General features: G+C 43.9%; 10 protein-coding genes. 5 read left to right on the top strand and 5 right to left on the bottom strand.

From position 1 onward, the window contains the following. Positions 1–44: 44 nt before the first annotated feature. From GOP56_RS13715 to addA, 4 genes are read left to right on the top strand one after another with little or no spacing between them, the layout of a single operon-like run. Positions 45–1,301 (top strand): exonuclease SbcCD subunit D, encoded by a 1,257-nt coding sequence (locus GOP56_RS13715; protein ID WP_003334467.1) that lies wholly within the window; start codon positions 45–47, stop codon positions 1,299–1,301. Further along, positions 1,301–4,978, top strand: coding sequence for an AAA family ATPase (locus tag GOP56_RS13710; RefSeq protein WP_163245857.1), 3,678 nt, complete (start codon positions 1,301–1,303; stop codon positions 4,976–4,978). Before GOP56_RS13715 ends, GOP56_RS13710 begins: the two co-directional genes overlap by 1 nt. 12 nt (positions 4,979–4,990) lie before the next feature. After that, positions 4,991–8,461: a helicase-exonuclease AddAB subunit AddB gene (gene addB, locus GOP56_RS13705; RefSeq protein ID WP_163245856.1), complete on the top strand. Its 3,471-nt coding sequence runs from the start codon at positions 4,991–4,993 to the stop codon at positions 8,459–8,461. After that, complete coding sequence (gene addA, locus GOP56_RS13700) at positions 8,458–12,648, top strand: helicase-exonuclease AddAB subunit AddA (RefSeq protein WP_163245855.1); 4,191 nt, start codon at positions 8,458–8,460, stop codon at positions 12,646–12,648. The genes addB and addA overlap by 4 nt, the downstream gene beginning before the upstream one ends. Positions 12,649–12,711: 63 nt before the next feature. Here the strand turns inward: addA and GOP56_RS13695 are convergent, their stop codons facing one another. Together GOP56_RS13695 and GOP56_RS13690 are read right to left on the bottom strand one after the other, a co-directional pair. Next, positions 12,712–12,987: a YesK family protein gene (locus tag GOP56_RS13695; protein ID WP_003341054.1), complete on the bottom strand. Its 276-nt coding sequence runs from the start codon at positions 12,985–12,987 to the stop codon at positions 12,712–12,714. 407 nt (positions 12,988–13,394) lie between these two features. Next, the gene (locus GOP56_RS13690; protein ID WP_022585532.1) at positions 13,395–13,673 is read right to left on the bottom strand and encodes a DUF5316 family protein; all 279 of its coding nucleotides are present in this window, start codon (positions 13,671–13,673) and stop codon (positions 13,395–13,397) included. A gap of 151 nt (positions 13,674–13,824) precedes the next feature. Between GOP56_RS13690 and purU the strand changes: the two genes are divergently transcribed. After that, complete coding sequence (purU, locus tag GOP56_RS13685) at positions 13,825–14,724, top strand: formyltetrahydrofolate deformylase (RefSeq protein WP_003341052.1); 900 nt, start codon at positions 13,825–13,827, stop codon at positions 14,722–14,724. Here purU and GOP56_RS13680 read toward each other — a convergent pair. From GOP56_RS13680 to GOP56_RS13670, 3 genes are all read right to left on the bottom strand, one after another. Then, positions 14,697–15,401, bottom strand: coding sequence for an alpha/beta hydrolase (locus GOP56_RS13680; RefSeq protein ID WP_163245854.1), 705 nt, complete (start codon positions 15,399–15,401; stop codon positions 14,697–14,699). The genes purU and GOP56_RS13680 overlap by 28 nt on opposite strands. A 172-nt stretch (positions 15,402–15,573) precedes the next feature. After that, complete coding sequence (locus GOP56_RS13675; protein ID WP_068792579.1) at positions 15,574–16,230, bottom strand: CoA transferase subunit B; 657 nt, start codon at positions 16,228–16,230, stop codon at positions 15,574–15,576. Positions 16,231–16,324: 94 nt separating this feature from the next. Then, positions 16,325–17,020 carry a CoA transferase subunit A gene (locus tag GOP56_RS13670; protein ID WP_163245853.1) on the bottom strand — a complete coding sequence of 232 codons (696 nt, stop codon included), beginning with the start codon at positions 17,018–17,020 and terminating at the stop codon, positions 16,325–16,327. Between the last annotated feature and the right edge of the window lie 145 nt (positions 17,021–17,165).

The following is a 17,165-nucleotide window of genomic DNA, read 5'->3' as shown; positions in this document are numbered from 1 at the left end:
GTACAATAGGTAAAAGCAAACAAATGATCGATAGAGGTGGAAAGATGCGTATTTTGCATACAGCAGACTGGCACTTCGGCAGATTGCTGGAAGGTCGGGATAGACGTATAGAACAAGCGGCTTTTGTAGACGAACTATGCCAAATTGTTGAGGATAAACAAATAGATTTAGTAGTGATAGCAGGTGATGTATATGACTCTGTAAACCCACCGGCATGGGCGGAGGAGCTGTATTATGAAGCCTTAGAGAGATTGTCAGCAGAAGGTAAGCGCGGGGTAGTCGTTATTGCAGGTAATCACGACCAACCAGAACGGGTGCGCGCTGCTTCGCCACTAGCTCATAAGCATGGAATTGTGTTGCTTGGGTTGCCTAAGGAGCTACCTTTGCTTACTAAGGCTGAGGCGTCAGCAGATAAAGTAAGAATCATCGATGGAGGATCATCCTGGTTTGAGATTGCTATTCCAGGAGTAGACCATACCGCTGTAGTGGTGGCTTTATCATATCCTTCAGAAGCACGATTAAAAGAATTGATAAGTGAAAGCTTTACACCAGAGCAAATGCAACAGGCATTTAGCGAGAGAATCAAGGACCTCCTCCATGATTTAGCCAGCCATTTTCGGCAGGATACGGTCAATATTATAACAAGCCATCTGTTTGCTATGGGCGGAATGGAGACTGACTCGGAGCGTCCCATCCAGATTGGTGGGACACATACTGTCTCGCTGGATGCGTTTCCTCCACAAGCAGATTATGTTGCCTTAGGTCATTTGCACCGTTTGCAAAAACTGAGTGAAGCACCATTGATTCGCTATAGTGGCTCACCGTTATCGTACAGCTTTTCGGAGGCGGGACAAAGCAAGGCGGTGGTGATGGTGGAGATTATTCCGGGTCAGCAGCCGACAGAAGAAATTATTTATTTAAAATGCGGTCGTACTCTAGCAAGATGGAAAGCGACTGGCGGAATAGCAGAGGTTGAAAAGTGGCTGGAGGAAGGAAAAGATGCAGATTGTTGGATTGATTTAGAAATTCACGTGGATGATGTGATTGATCCAGCAGAGTTTCAACGTATTCGTAAGCTGAGCGATAACTTTGTAAAGGTACAGCGCGTGCTGGTTGTCTCTACAGAACAAGAGAGGCAGGAAATAGAAAAACGCGAGGAATTAAATCCCGTACAGCTTTTTACTCGTTTCTATGAACGAAAGCGTGGAACATCACCAGATGAACAGGTTATTCAATTATTTTCCCGTATGATGATAGCCTCTGATGCTGAGACAAAGAAACAGCCAGGAGGAGATGAATAATGAAGCCTATTTACTTGAAGCTATCAGGATTAAATAGTTATCGAGATTTGCAGGAGATTGATTTTGAAACGTTGTGTGAAGCCGGATTGTTTGGGATTTTTGGCCCTACTGGTAGCGGTAAATCCAGCATTTTAGACGCGATTACGCTGGCGTTGTATGGACAGGTTGTTCGTACAGGGGGAGGTTCGCATCCGCATGAGGTTCTCAATCAATTGGAGTCACGGCTATTTGTCTCCTTTACCTTTGAATTAGGAGGGGCGAGCCAACGACAGCGCTTTACCATCGAGAGGGAGTTTGGTCTAAATAAAAATGGTAATCGAAAGCAGCCGGAAGTACGTTTAATTCAACACGGCTTACTTGATGGTGAACAAGATCAGGTACTGGAATCTAAAGCAACAGCGGCTACATCCATGATCGAGAACCTGGTGGGTTTAACCATTCATGATTTCACACGGGCAGTCGTGCTACCGCAAGGCCAATTTTCTAAGTTTTTGACCTTAAAAGGCAGTGAGCGAAATGAAATGCTCCAGCGTATTTTTCATTTGCACGAGTATGGCGAAAAGTTGATGCAACGGGTCAAGGAGCAGATAGACAGCAATAAAGCCTCTCTACATCAGTTAGAAGTGGAAGAAGCACGGCTGGGTGATGCGAGTGAGGAGGCTGTTGAAGCGGCGACTCAGGAGGCAGCAGGATTAGAGAAGGAATATGCGGAAGCAGAGCAGATTCACAAGGCTTTGTTGAATCAAAAGAATGAATGGGAACAAATTCGCAAGTGGCAGTTCGAATTGGGGGAAATTCAACAAAAGCTGACACAGCTTGAAGAGCAGGCTCAGCAAATCATGCTGCGAAAAAATGAAATAGCTAGACTGGAGGCATCTGTTTCTCTTTATCCATTGGTGCAAAAGGAACGACAGACGATAAAGCTATGGGAAGATGGTAAGCAACAGTTACTTGCAAAACGGGTAGAACGGGAGCAAGTAGAGCTGCGTTGCCAAGAGGCTGAACAAGTAAGCCAACAAGCCCAACAACGATTGCGACAAGAGGAGCCACAGCTCATTCAGAAGCGAATCGAACTACAGCAAGCCGCAGAGTGGGAGCAAGAAATAGTAAAATTAGCTCAGGAAATCGGGCAATACCAGACAGAGATCCGTTTATTACAGCAGCAAATAGATCAGGATGAAGCTATGCTGTCAGTACTTGATCAGCAAAGAGCGGTAGTAGCTCAGGACCTGCAAAAGATTGATGCTGAATGGCAACAGACCACACTACGTTCAGAGGAACGCAAAGCGATCCGTGCGATGCAACAGGCCAAAATTGCCTTTGTTCAGGAAGAGCAACGTTTTGTAAGCACCGATCGTGAAGCAACGGAGCTGTCTCAAAAGGTACAGCTTGGTCAAACCCGATTAAAAGAAGCAGATAGCTTCTATATTCATGCTCATCAAAAACGTAAAGAGACCGAAATCGCGGTAGTTGAAAAAGAGGCTCAGCCGATCAGAAGTGAAGAAGACATTACTCGATTACGTGAACAGCTAGTAGATGTAAAACGGATCGGCATTGATTGGCGTGGCTTCGAAAAAAAACAGGATGATTGGCGGTCAAAATGGACGGAATGGACTGCTTCACATGCGGATGTAACAACCAGATTACAGCAGGCAGAACAAACGTTGAACCACATAGAAAGCAAGAGAGGGGCTAGCCAGAATCAGTTAAAAGAGTGGGAGACGCAATGGGATTCTTGGCAGCAGGCTAATATGGCTCATGCGTTGCGTTTACAGTTAAGAGCTAATGAAGAGTGCCCAGTTTGTGGATCAACGCATCATCCTTATAAGGATACAGATGCGGATACGGGTAATATCGTGCAGACAACAGTCCAAACTCCTTCGCTACAACAGCAGGAAACGGCTTTACGTGACCGTCGGGCCAACTTAGATCACATGCTGGAACAAGTGGAAGAGGAATGGAGGATTGCTTCGGAGGCTTGTCAGCAGATAAGAGTCGAGCTGGCTGGGTTATTGGAACGAAAGGATTCCTTGCAAAAGGAAAATGCACAGATTGATCAAGATTTGCAGCATATCAAACACCAATTAATTCAATTGGGTGAAGAGTGGGTTGTAGCGTCTGTCGATGAATTGGGAGGGAAGTTCAAACAGGTTAGTCAAGAAGTAAAAGAACTCTCAGAACAACGTCACAGCCATGTGAAACAGCTAGATGAATTGCAAAAGCTTCTTCGTGAGCAACGTGATGAAGAGCTGGAAAAAAAGGCGCAACAACAAAAAATCACCGCTTGGCTGGAGGGTCAGCAGGAGCAGCTACAACAAGTTAACAAGCGTCTATTGGATCATCAAAAGGCTTTATTAACGGCAGAACAGCAATTGGATGAACTACGGGGGGAAATTCCACGTGATCAGATTGAAGCTCATCACGCCAGAATGGAAAAGATGGAGCAAAGACAGGAAGAGCTGCGTACGCTACGCGTGAATTTGGAAAAATCCCTTGAAGAATTACAGCAACAAAAACAAGTTCAGATAGAACAGCGCGGAGAAAAACAAGCCCGATTAACAGCGTTACACCAACGCTATGACGATCGAGAGGCACAATATAAAGCTAAACAAGAGCAATGGCAGATACGTACACAAGGTAGACCGGCTAATGAATTATTGCAGTTGTTGGAGCAGAATCTACAAGAGCTACAGACAGCAGCAGAACAAGCCGATACTCTAAAGCTTCAACTGACAAATCAGCGGCAACAATTGATGGAATCATTAGTTTCATTAGAAGAAACAAATTTACAGCTTACGAAGCAAGCTAAGGAATTGGAATTGGAAGTTGAACAAGCTTTGTCGCATGCTATGTTTGCTGATCGGGAAACCGTCTATGAATATTATGAGCGCCGAGCTTTATTGGAGTCGTATCAGACAGAGGTAGAAAGCTACCAAAAGCAGCTAACGGAATTGGCATATGCTAAGACACGCTTGGTTGAATCTCTTGCTGATCGGTCTGTAAGCGAGGAGTCTTACAATGAGTTATACACCTCCTTTTCAGAAGGAGAGCAACGCTTGTCTGCATGTAGGGAAGCTTTAACACTGGCAAAAGAGAGACTTCTAATCGTGCAACAAAATCACGAGAAATGGAAAAAAATAGAGAAGGAATTCGGTGCTGTCATTGATGAGCAGAGCCGTTTAGAAGAGTTACGAAAGCTGTTTGAAGGAAAAGCATTTGTTCAGTATATTGCTGAAGAAAAGATGATGACGATCGCCCGTGATGCTACCTATCATTTAGGACGTATGACGAAAGGCCGCTATGCACTGGAAATTGGAGATGGCGGAGAATTCGTATTGCGAGATGAAGCAGCGGGTGGACTGCGCCGTGCTGTTAACACCCTATCTGGAGGGGAAACATTCTTAACGGCTTTATCTCTAGCATTGGCCTTATCAGTTGAAATTCAAATGCGGGGAGGTCGTTTGGAATTCTTCTTCTTAGATGAAGGGTTTGGAACCTTAGATCCTGAATTGCTAGAGGTTGTGTTGGATGCTTTAGAGAAGCTAAGAATGAGCCAATTTACGATAGGATTAATTAGCCATGTACCGGAACTAAAATTGCGTATGCCGCGACGGCTGGTCATTACCCCTGCTGAACCGCTTGGGTCTGGTAGTCGCATTCATATGGAGATGGAATAGGAGGGGAGACAATTGGCTGTACAGTTTTTACTAGGTCGGGCAGGTACTGGCAAGACGGCTGCGATCTATTCTGACGTAATAAAAAAGCTCGATGAGGAACGGATGGGTCCCCCTCTAATCTACTTGGTTCCCGAGCAATCAACTTTTCAGGAAGAATATAAATTAATTAATTTGCCCGGGTATTCGAGTCATATCAGGGCACAGGTGTTAAGCTTTGGCCGTCTTTCCTACCGAATATTACAGGAGGTTGGGGGACTGACAACGTTGCCTATTGATGAACGTGGTAAGCAGATGGTGCTACGTCTGCTATTAGAACGTTATCAGGATGAATTAAAGGTGTTTCATCGGTCTGCCTTGCAGCCAGGATTTGCTGAAGAACTGGTACAAATGATCAGTGAATGTAAAAAGTATAGTGTCAGTCTGGAAATGCTGGAGCAGCTACAAATAGAAAATGCAACCCTCCAGCATAAATTACATGATTTGCTATTAATCATGAGGGCGTATGAAGAGTATGTTGCAGATAAATATTTTGATAGCGATGAACTTTATTCCACAGTTGCCAGCAAGCTAGCTCAATCTAGTTTTATTGCAGAGGCAGAGATTTGGATTGATGGTTTTAGTGGTTTTACAAAACAGGAATATGCGTTAATTGAGCAATTGATGTACTGCGCTAAACAAGTAAATATAACTTTGTGTTTAGACCCGCAGGATCGAATGAAACCGCTAGATGATCTTTCGCATTTCTATCCAACAATGGAAACGTATCAAAAGCTACTAGATATTGCGATGCGAGGCAATATTCCAATTGAGGAGCCGCGTTTGTTTGAGCATAACCATCGTGTTACTAGTAGTCCATGGCTTGCACAGGTAGAACAAAAATATTTTGACTGGAAAAAGCCTGCTGTTCTGCCTTCACCTAAGCATGTTGACGAGGTAAAGCTGTTTACAGCCGCCAATCGCAGGGCTGAGGTACAAGCGGTCGCTCTGCAAATTTTGTCACTTGCACGTGATTATGGCTACCGGTATCGTGATATGGCTGTGCTTTTGCGAGAAATGGGTACTTATTCTGAAGAAATTGCTCATGTATTTACGAGCTATGATATACCATACTTTCTTGATCAAAAGAGAACCGTAAGCCATCATCCTTTAATTGAATTTATTCGTTCATCACTTGAGGTGATCTCTAAAAATTGGAGATATGACGCCGTCTTTCGTTGTTTAAAAACTGATTTACTGTCCCCGTTGAATCAGCCGCTTAGCCAATCGAGGGCTGAGATTGATTTACTAGAAAACTATGTGCTGAGCTATGGCATTCAGGGATATTATTGGTCCATGGATGAGTGGGGGTTTCACGGAACTAATACTCTATACGAGCAAATTGAATCCATACGTCAACAATATGCGACACCTCTTACAACATTTGAGGCTAATATGAGAGTGGCTTGCAAAGCGGGTGTACGCCAAATGGCGACCGTCCTATATGAATTTTTACAAATGCAGGATGTTCCTACCAAACTGGAGGAGTGGCAGGAGCAGGCCGAATTAGAAGGTGATTTGGAAGCTGTCCGTGAGCACGAGCAGGTTTACAATGATGTGATGGATTTATTGGATCAGATTGTAGAAGTAATGGGCGATGAACAAATGGAGCTTGTTACATTTGCTCGGATCATTGATACAGGTCTGGATAGTATTCGTCTTGCCTTAGTGCCTCCTTCGCTGGATCAAGTAGTCATTGGGTCCATGGAGCGCTCCCGTCAACCTGACGTAAAAGCTTTGTTCTTGATGGGAGCAAACGAAGGTGTGATCCCCCTACGTCCCAAAGAAGAGGGGATTTTAAACGAAGCAGAGCGAGAAAAGCTGGAAAAGGCAGGTATTGAACTAGCACCAACAGCGAAGCGAAAGCTAATGAATGAGCAATATCTTCTCTATCGTGCAATGACACGACCATCGGAGCGACTATGGATTAGTTGCTCGCTGGCTGATGAAGAAGGCAAAGCCCTGTTGCCATCTAGCTTGTACGAAGAGATGAAAAAGACCTTACCTGGCCTTACGATTGGATATTTTCACAACGAACCAACTGCGGAACCGCAGTTGGATATAGGATTGCTGGGAAGACCGCGACAGGTGTTTAGTCATTTACTCACATTAATTCGTCAATTAAAAAAAGGAATTTCGCTTCCTCCATTTTGGTGGGAGGTGTATGACTGGTTCCTTGAGCATGCAGAAGATGAAAAACGAGAGAAATGGCTGTTATCGGGGCTGGGATACCAAAACCGTGCTTATCCACTTTCCAAAGAAGTTAGTCGTTCCTTATACGGAAATGAGATTCGGGTAAGTGTTTCCCGATTAGAACGATTCCAAGCCTGTGCCTATTCTCATTTTTCCTCACATGGTCTGCGGCTAAGTGAGCGTCAAATGTATCGTCTCGAAAGATTTGATGTTGGTGAGCTTTTTCATGCATCTTTGAAAATGGCAGTAGAGCAAATGAATAAACAGCAGGTTAATTGGAGTGATATGACGGAGCAAGGTAGCATGCAGTTGGCTGATCAGGTGGTGGAGGAGCTTGTTCCACAAACCAGAAGCAGTATTTTGCAACGCACGGCTCGTTATCGTTATGTCACAAAGAAATTAAAACGTGCTGTTGGGCGTGCGATCTCTGTACTGGGTGAGCATGCACGAAGAAGTCAATTTGAACCGATCGGTTTGGAAATTGCTTTTGGGCCTGGCGGAGAAATTCCGGGGCTGACTCTGGAGCTGGAAGATGGAATCAAATTACATTTGTTAGGTAGAATTGACCGAATTGATCACTCTGTAGGAACAGAAACTGAATTTTTACGTGTGATTGACTATAAATCGGGCCCGAAAGCCCTTGTTTTGTCCGATGTGTGGAATGGATTGAATCTTCAATTGCTAGTATATCTGGATGTGGCTGTGAGCAACGCTGAGAAATGGGTAGGCAAGCAGGCTGAGGTAGGCGGTGTCTTCTATTACCAAGTAGCAGATCCGTTTGTTGCTGCTAAACAAATGCTATCAGCCGAGCAGGTGGAAGCGGAACGGCAGAATAAGCTGAAAATGAAGGGGCTTATGCTAGCGGACTCACAATTAGCACGCTTAATGGATAGCCAAACGGAATCGGGGAATTCTGATCTGCTTCCGTTTGGGATCAAAAAGGATGGAAGCTTCACACAATATTCATCAGTAGCTTCCAAGGAGCAGTTTGATCTCCTGCAAAAATTTGTGCGCAAATGTATTGTGAAGCTGGGAAAACGATTAACGGATGGAGATATAAGCATCGCGCCTTATATGCAGGGGCCAAGACTTGCATGTCAGACTTGTCCGTATAAGTCGGTTTGTCAGTTCGATAGTTTATTGGAAGGCAATCAGCCACGTTTATTAAGTAAAAAGACCGATAAGGAAGTTTGGGAGTTAATTCGTGAAGAAGTCTACGAACAAGATGACGAGGGAAGGGAGGTAGGAGCATGAGTGAGCAGGAGAATGTAGTGGAACAAAAGCCGAGTCATTGGACGGATGAGCAGTGGAGAGCCATTATCGAAAAGGGAGATAACCTGCTGGTAGCTGCCGCTGCCGGTTCTGGTAAAACCTCAGTTTTAGTAGAGCGGATTATTCGTAAAATCTCTGATGTTAACGATGCTGTAGGTGTGGATCAGTTACTGGTTGTAACATTTACAAATGCGGCTGCTGCCGAAATGCGCCACCGAATTGGCGATGCTCTGCGTAAAGCCTTGGAAAGCGATCCTACCTCTGCCCATTTACGTAAGCAGTTGGTTTTACTGCAACGAGCAACTATTACCACGTTGCATTCTTTTTGTTTGGGCTTGTTACGTCAGTATTATTTCATAGTGGAGCTTGATCCAGGGTTTCGCATAGCAGATCAAATGGAGGCAGAATTACTGCGTCAGGACGTATTAGAAGAGCAATTTGAACACTGGTATGAATCTGATGAAAGCTTTGCAGCATTAGCTGACGTGATGGTAGAGGGCCAGGATGACGATGCGTTAATGGGGTTATTTATGCGATTGTTTGACTTCTCCCAAAGTCATCCGCATCCAGATCGTTGGCTAAAAAATGCAGCCGATATGTTTGCCCATACACAAGTGGAAGAGTTACACGAATCTCCTTGGGTCGTGACATTGACAGGGGCTATTTCTTTAGAGTTATCTGCCCTTGAGTCGCAAGTAAAAAAAGCAATAGCTCTTGCAGAAGAACCAGACGGACCTGGAGCATATGTGCCTTTATTACAGCAGGAGCTTACTTTTATTCATCAAGCGAAATGTGCTGCTGAGCAAGGCTGGAAGCAGTTAGATGACAGTATGAGAAGCATTGCATTCGGTCGATTGCCAGCAGTAAAGGATGCTGATCCGCTGCTTAAAGAACAGGTCCAAAAACTACGCAATGGTGTAAAAGATAAAATAAAGAAGCTACTGGAAGAATATTTCACGATGACGCCTGAGCAATATGCGACAGACCTCAACCGAATGGCTCCTTATATGCATACACTGGCTCGGCTTGTTAGTGAGTTTAAACAGGCCTTTCGACAAGCTAAGCAAGAACGGGCTCTGGTTGATTTTAGCGATCTGGAGCATATGGCACTGCGAATTTTGCAGCAGGAACAAGAGGATGGCAGCTTCGTCCCCTCTGCCATTGCTATGCAGCTACAGGAACAATTTGCTGAAGTGCTAGTCGATGAGTATCAGGATATCAATCTTGTGCAGGAAACGATTTTACAGTTGGTCTCAAGGAAAGAGACAGCAGGAGTGGCAGCAAATCGTTTCATGGTAGGGGATGTTAAACAGAGTATTTACCGCTTCCGACTTGCTGAGCCTAATCTATTTATGCAAAAGTACGATTCGTATGAAACCGATGAAGAAAAGGACCCTTTTGCTCCTAAGGAAAAGAGTGTGCCTTTGGAGCTGAAGGGAAAGCGAATTGATTTAGCGGCTAACTTCCGCAGTCGAAAGGAAGTAGTGGATGCTGTCAATTATCTGTTTCGTCTAGTCATGACTTCGCGTGTAGGTGAGATTACTTACGATCAAGCGGCAGAATTGATTGGTCGAGCTTCCTATCCAGAGATAGAGCCAGAGCAGTTGGTGGTAGAAGTACATTTAATCGATCGTACGGGGGTTGAATCGGAGGAGTCCAGTTTAGGGCAAGTGTCAGAGCGAGCAGGTACTAGCTCTACAGGAAGTATAGATAGCTATGATAGTGAAGGAGAAGCTCTACCTACTCTTGAAGAAGAAGCCTCTGTTGCTCAGCTAGAAGCACGATTGATTGCCAAGCGTATTAAGGAATGGCTAGAGCCTGGTGTGGGCGGTCAGCCGTTACTTGTATTTGATAAGAAAACACAGGGAATGCGTCCCCTAGAATACCGGGATATTGTTATTTTGCTTCGAGCTACAGCGGGCTGGGGACAAGCAATAGCAGACGAATGTAAGCAGGCTGGAATACCTATCTATGTAGAACAGAATCAGGGTTACTTTTCCGCGAATGAAGTGGATGTAATCATGTCATTATTACGTGTCATAGATAATCCAAAGCAGGATATCCCATTAACGGCGGTACTTCGCTCTCCTCTTATTGGCCTTAGCGAAGAAGATTTAGCTCAGATTCGAGTGTTGACTCCTACGGGGCCTTTTTATCAGGCAGTCGAACAGTATGTTATGACAGAGGAGGAGCAGTTGAATCGGGTCGTAATGGCCAAGCTTCGCCGATTCTATCGGATGGTGCAGGGCTGGCGAACAAGGGGAAGACGAAGCTCGGTAGCAGAGTTATTGTCTGATATTTATACAGAGACAGGCTATGTTGATTATGTAGCATCACTAGAAAATGGATCACAGCGCCAGGCAAATCTACGCGCTTTATATGATAGAGCGAAGCAATACGAAGCTACCTCGTATCGTGGATTGTTTCGATTTTTACGCTTTATTGATCGAATGCAGGAGCAAGAGAATGATCTTGGAGAGGCGCGGACCATTACAGAAAGTGAAAATGTAGTCCGTTTAATGACGATCCATAAAAGTAAGGGATTGGAGTTTCCGGTCGTATTTGTGGCTGGAATGGGTAAACAGTTTAACCAAAGCGATATGAAAGGTCGTTTTTTACTGCACAAGGACTTGGGCTTTGGCCCACAGGTGGCCGACGCGGTTTTGCGCCTGCGTTATCCAAGCTTAGCTTTTTTAGGAATTCGTCAAAAGCTTAAATTAGAGATGCTAGCTGAAGAGATGCGTGTACTGTATGTTGCGCTGACTAGGGCTAGAGAGAAGCTTATCCTTGTAGGCTCAGCTAAGGACTTGAGCAAATCAGCCATCGCCTGGTGCAGCCAGTCTACTGATAAAGAGACCCTATCTGATGAAGATTTAATCCAAGCGAAAGGATATCTTGATTGGATTGGTCGAGCATTAGTCCGGCACAAACATGGAGAACCTTTACGCTTGCTGTGCCCAGAAAATCAGGATATTTCCTCGATTCCGCTAGTGCGAGATCCGTCTGTGTGGCAGTTCCAGTTTTATCAGCCGAGTGATCTGATGGCGATAACCGAACAAAGTGAGCATGATGAGGAGGTTTTCTCCTTATTGCAGAAACGAAAGCCAGTTCCTGATCATCCACATGCAGAGGAATGGCGTGATCAGATTAGGTCTGTACTGGAGTGGCAGTATGCTTCACAGGTTGTGTCACAGGTGCCGGCTAAATGGACTGTTGGCGAATTGAAGAGCCAAGCTGTAAATCTAGCCGATGGAGCAGAAGGAGCTGGAGTGAAGCTTGATTGGGAGAATGAGCGTATTGACACGCAATCTCAAGTGGTAGCAGGAATAGGAAGCCAAATAGATAGACAGTTAACCACTCAGGCTGCAGCCGAAGAGCGCGGTCACCTTAATGCAAGCCTTGAGCAAATAGCAGAGGGTCCAAGGCTACGTCAATCAAGGCTCACAAAGAAGCCGAGATTTCTAACTGAAATGGACAAGAAGAGCAAGGATATAAACAGCGAAAAATGTGATCCGAAAATCATAACAAATAATGATTCTGTAATCATCAAGGAAGAAAGACGCGAGAAGCTGGTAAATCAAACGAAGTATGAAAAACCTATTTTTACGAAGGCAGAAATAGGTACCTTTACGCATTTGATTATGCAAAATCTACAGTTGAATAGAGCCTTAGATCAGGCGGACGTTACTGATCAAATCGAGCAGATGATAGCAGGACAGATGTTGACTAGGGAGCAAGCCAATGTGGTGGATATTGCTTCTATAGCTCGTTTTTTTGCCAGTGATTTAGGACAGCGCATGCAAAAGGCTACCAAGGTGTACAGAGAGCTACCATTTACGCTTGCCGTCCCATTACGTGATATTAGATCTCGCTTGCTTGCTGAACAAGCAGAATTATTATTATCTGATTCAGGTGACGAACGGGTACTTGTGCAGGGGGTAATTGATTGTGTCATTCGTGAGGTAGACGGTGGATTGACTTTGATCGATTATAAAACAGATCGATTACCAGCAGATGAGACTAAAGCAGCTCAGATGCTTCGGACAAGATACAAGGAGCAAATAAGCTTGTACGCACTCGCTCTTGAGGAGAGCTGGAAAGAGCCAGTTGCGAACCGCTATTTGATAGCTATGTCAACAGGACTTGCGGTTCCATTGCATGAAGAGTAAGGACGATTGAAAAAACGAAGAGGTTTCCCGAAAATCGAAATGAAAGAGGGAAGCCTCTTCGTTTTATTTTTTATCTTGTTTAATCAGCACCATCATAGTGAGTACAATACAAGTCAGAAGGCTAGTGATGCCGATCGTAGCACCAATAAATGCAATTCCCAAGCCTTCAAATCCACTAACATTGATGCTATATAGAACTGCTATACTGCTGACAATAAATACGACCGTTGAAGGGATATACATAAGAAACAAGGTTCCAGGTTTTTTGATGTACAGAAAGTAGGAAATGGAGAATAAGCCCAAAAAGGTAATGATAGCTATCATGATTATGCCTAACAAATAAACATCACCATCCTTGTGTTGTTGGCTTAGTTTATCCAATTTTTAAACAGGAAATTTAGTGATGAGTAATCACGTTACCGGCAACATGTGAGTTTTCTTATCAGTTGACCGCAACTTCCCTCGATTTTTAGCGTACTAGTATGGAGGGGGAAGAAAGATATGGAAAGTAGAGAATATATGGAGTTTATGGGGGCCTTAACTGCAATAGCGCTACCTGTCTCCTTAGGATTATTGCTTGCCTATTTTATTCGGAAACTGCCTGAATGGTTCAAGTGATGATGACATTCTTTTCGTACCGCATGATTTCTTCTATTGCTGGCATCATAGATGATAGATTCATCATAATTACTAACATAGAAAAGCAGGTATGGTCCTTTGCTATATGCGAAAAGACATGCCTGCTTTTACATTTCTACATATAAAAAAAGAGATAATAACATGTTGGGAAGGCCTACTAAAAAAAAATGTACGGCCCACATTTGCTGTTTTTTGTGTTTTTTATCATAAAAAAGAGAGCGTTCATGCATTCTGCTACTATCTAATAGAAAGGTAGAAATGAATGCGCTGATCCCCCAGAATAAGGCACCAAGGATAACAGCTACTTTAAGCATGAGCAGGTGGTCTTGAATGAGTAATGAGACGAGGAGTGAGACAAGTAAACCTAAACTTAATGATTTTAACATGAATCCCCTCTCCTTTCTCACTCATTTTTACGCTTGGCAGGCCGAAAAGGTTACAGGAAAAAATGCCATAAATCTGTTCTTTATTACGGTGATTGGATAACGAAGGGGAACGTGCTATACTTTGAAGAAAAAATTCGGGAGGAACCCTACGATGCAACCAATATCTGACAAAGAATGGAACCAATTTAAGCAAAAGCATGAAGATACAGCAATTATGCTAATTACGTGCCCTGATCGTCCCGGGATCGTCTCGACAGTTTCTCGATATCTATATGAACAAGGTGCTAATATCATTCAATCTGACCAATATACAACCGACCCAGAAGGTGGACGCTTTTTCATGCGGATTGAATTTAAGCAAAGCCGTCTACAAGAGTGCTGGGAGTCATTAAATCAGGGGTTTGCACCGATTGCCAAACAATTTGAGATGGAATGGAAGCTAGTAGAGGCATGCAAGCGTAAGCGTATGGCCATTTTTGTATCGAAAGAAGATCATTGCCTAGTAGAATTGCTGTGGCAGTACAGTGCAGGATACTTACATGCGGATATTGCGATGGTTATCAGTAATCACTTGGATACGAAAGATATTGTAGAAGCGATGGGGATTCCTTTCTATCATATTCCTGTGACAAAGGACACGAAACAAGAAGCTGAGCAAAAGCAAATCGAGCTCATCAAAGGCAAGGTAGATATGATTGTATTAGCTCGTTATATGCAGATTTTATCACCGACCTTCCTGCAAGATTTTCCATGCCAAATTATCAATATTCACCACTCCTTCTTACCAGCTTTCGTAGGAGCAAAGCCATATGAACGAGCGTATGAGCGTGGCGTTAAATTAATTGGTGCTACTGCGCATTACGTAACGGAAGAACTGGATGCGGGCCCGATTATTGAGCAGGGAGTAGAACGTGTGACTCACCGTGATGATGTAGATGATCTTAAGCGTTTGGGTAAACAAATAGAGCGGACCGTGTTGGCCCGCGCTGTTCATTGGCATTTAGAAGATCGAGTTTTGGTTCATCAAAATAAAACCGTAGTTTTCCCATAAAGATCGGGCAATTCTTGCTGTAGAACGTGGTTGATATAGGAGATGACCTGCTGAGATTCAGGGCCATGTAAAATAATATGACCAGAGTTTGGGAAGTATTGAACAGTGGTTTGCTTGCTCGTCACCTTTCGCTGTAGATACTCTGCGCTAACAGCTTGAACAGTATCATCCCTTTTCCCCTGAATAATGTAGTACGGGCATGTAACACGATGCATCATGAGCTTTGTTTCAGCTAAAAGCCTGCGGAACTGAAGCATGCTAGTAAGCGGAATACGGAACAGGCTAGCCAGATATTTGTTGCTGTAGTTACTGAAGTCTTCTTTTAAATTAGAAAGGGATTGGGGAATATCCCAATAGTAGTATGGTGTACACAGAGTAAACAAGAGTCGAACGGGGTAACGAGCGGCTAGATGGAAGGCAAGTAGGCCACCCATTGAAAAACCGATTATCACTGTGATATCTACGCGCATGCTAAGTCGTTGATAGGCATGCTCGGCTGAATGTATCCATTGCTGGCGAGTAGAATGCTTCAAATGATAACGATCGGTCCCATGACCTTCTAATGTAGGGCATTCAACGGTATAGCCCTGACTACGCAAAAATTGAACGAGAGGTAGTACATCATTCATTTTGCCTGCAAATCCATGTAAAACAAGAAAGCCAAGCGTGATAGCCATTTGCAAGCTCCTTTCTAAATAAAAAAGGCGACCTAAGGGTTGCCTTTTTTTGCCTAGAATACAGGGATTCTTAGCTCTAACAAGCGCAACAGAGGAGATGCTTTTGCATATGTGCAAAGCCAAGCTTACGATGTCTTGTTAGGTTATGCGAAATGAAATGAAAGTAACCGTGTTAGACGGTAACGGTTTTTAACTCGTTTGCCACTTGGAAGGAAGCGGCGGTGCAGGCTTTAATATCATCTGCTGTGAAGCCATCCGCTACTTCGATTAAAGTAAGGCCTTCTGACGTTACGTCAAATACTGCACGATCAGTAATAATCCGGTTAACCACTTGTTTCCCGGTTAAAGGAAGCGTGCAGGCAGGAAGAATTTTGCTCTCTCCATGCTTATTTACATGCTCCATAATCACCACAATTTTTTTTGCACCGTGGACCAAATCCATGGCCCCGCCCATTCCTTTTACCATTTTCCCTGGAATCATCCAATTAGCTAAATCACCCTTCTCGGATACCTCCATCGCACCCAGAATGGCCAAATCAATATGACCTCCGCGGATCATGCCAAAGGACTCAGCAGAGGAGAAATAGGAAGCACCAGAAATGGCAGTAACGGTCTCTTTTCCAGCGTTGATCAAATCAGGGTCGATATCATCAGCATACGGATAAGGGCCGATGCCCAGTAGTCCATTTTCTGATTGTAAAACTACGGTTTTACCCTCCGCAATATAGTTAGCCACCAGTGTAGGCATACCAATTCCCAAATTTACATAAAAACCATCCTCGATTTCCTGAGCGGCACGCATGGCCACTTGTTCGCGAGACAAGGTCATGGATAACTACCTCCTTATTTTAAACAGTGAGTAAGCGTTTGATTAAACATTATCAATGTTTGTGGTTGTTCAAGAATATTTTAATAATGTTATATCAAGCTTTCTGAACAGTGCGCCGTTCGATACGTTTTTCAAAGGAAGGGGCTTTAATCAAGCGTTGTACGTATATGCTTGGAGTATGAATATGATCAGGGTCAAGTTCACCTGCCGATACGATTTCTTCCACCTCAACAAGCGTGATTTTACCAGCCGCCGCCATCATTGGATTAAAGTTACGTGCGGTTTTATGATAAATGAGATTACCGAGCGTATCTGCCTTCCAAGCTTTGATTAATGCAAAATCACCGGTAATCGCAGTTTCCAGTACGTATTCTTTATCATTAAATATGCGAGTTTCACGTCCTTCGGCAATAGGTGTACCAACACCAGCCGGTGTATAAAAGGCAGGAATGCCAGCCCCACCAGCACGAATTCTTTCCGCTAACGTACCTTGTGGCGTCAATTCTACCTCCAGTTCGCCGGAGAGGAATTGCCGCTCAAATTCTTTGTTCTCCCCTACATAAGAGCTGACCATTTTCTTAATTTGCTTTTGCTGTAGCATGAGGCCAAGCCCCCAATCATCCACGCCGCAATTATTTGAAACCACGGTTAACCCCTTGACCCCTTTATCACGCAAGGCAATGATCATATTTTCCGGAATACCGCAGAGACCAAACCCACCTACTAATAACGTAGCCCCATCATGAATATCCGCAACCATGTCGTTATATGATTCATAAATCTTTGCCACGATGCACCTCTCCCTCCTGTTTAAAAAAAGCTATCACAGTTTTGTACGATCTGGGATGTGTGTAAGCGTTTTATAAGATGAATTTTATCAGACTATTCAAAAAGATAAAAGGGTAGAACACAACTTTAGCGACCTATCATATCTT

This window comes from Brevibacillus sp. 7WMA2, assembly GCF_010748895.1.
Classification (GTDB): Bacteria; Bacillota; Bacilli; order Brevibacillales; family Brevibacillaceae; genus Brevibacillus_B; species Brevibacillus_B halotolerans.
Note: the sequence above shows the minus strand (reverse complement) of the source record. Positions and strands in the feature narration are given on the sequence as shown.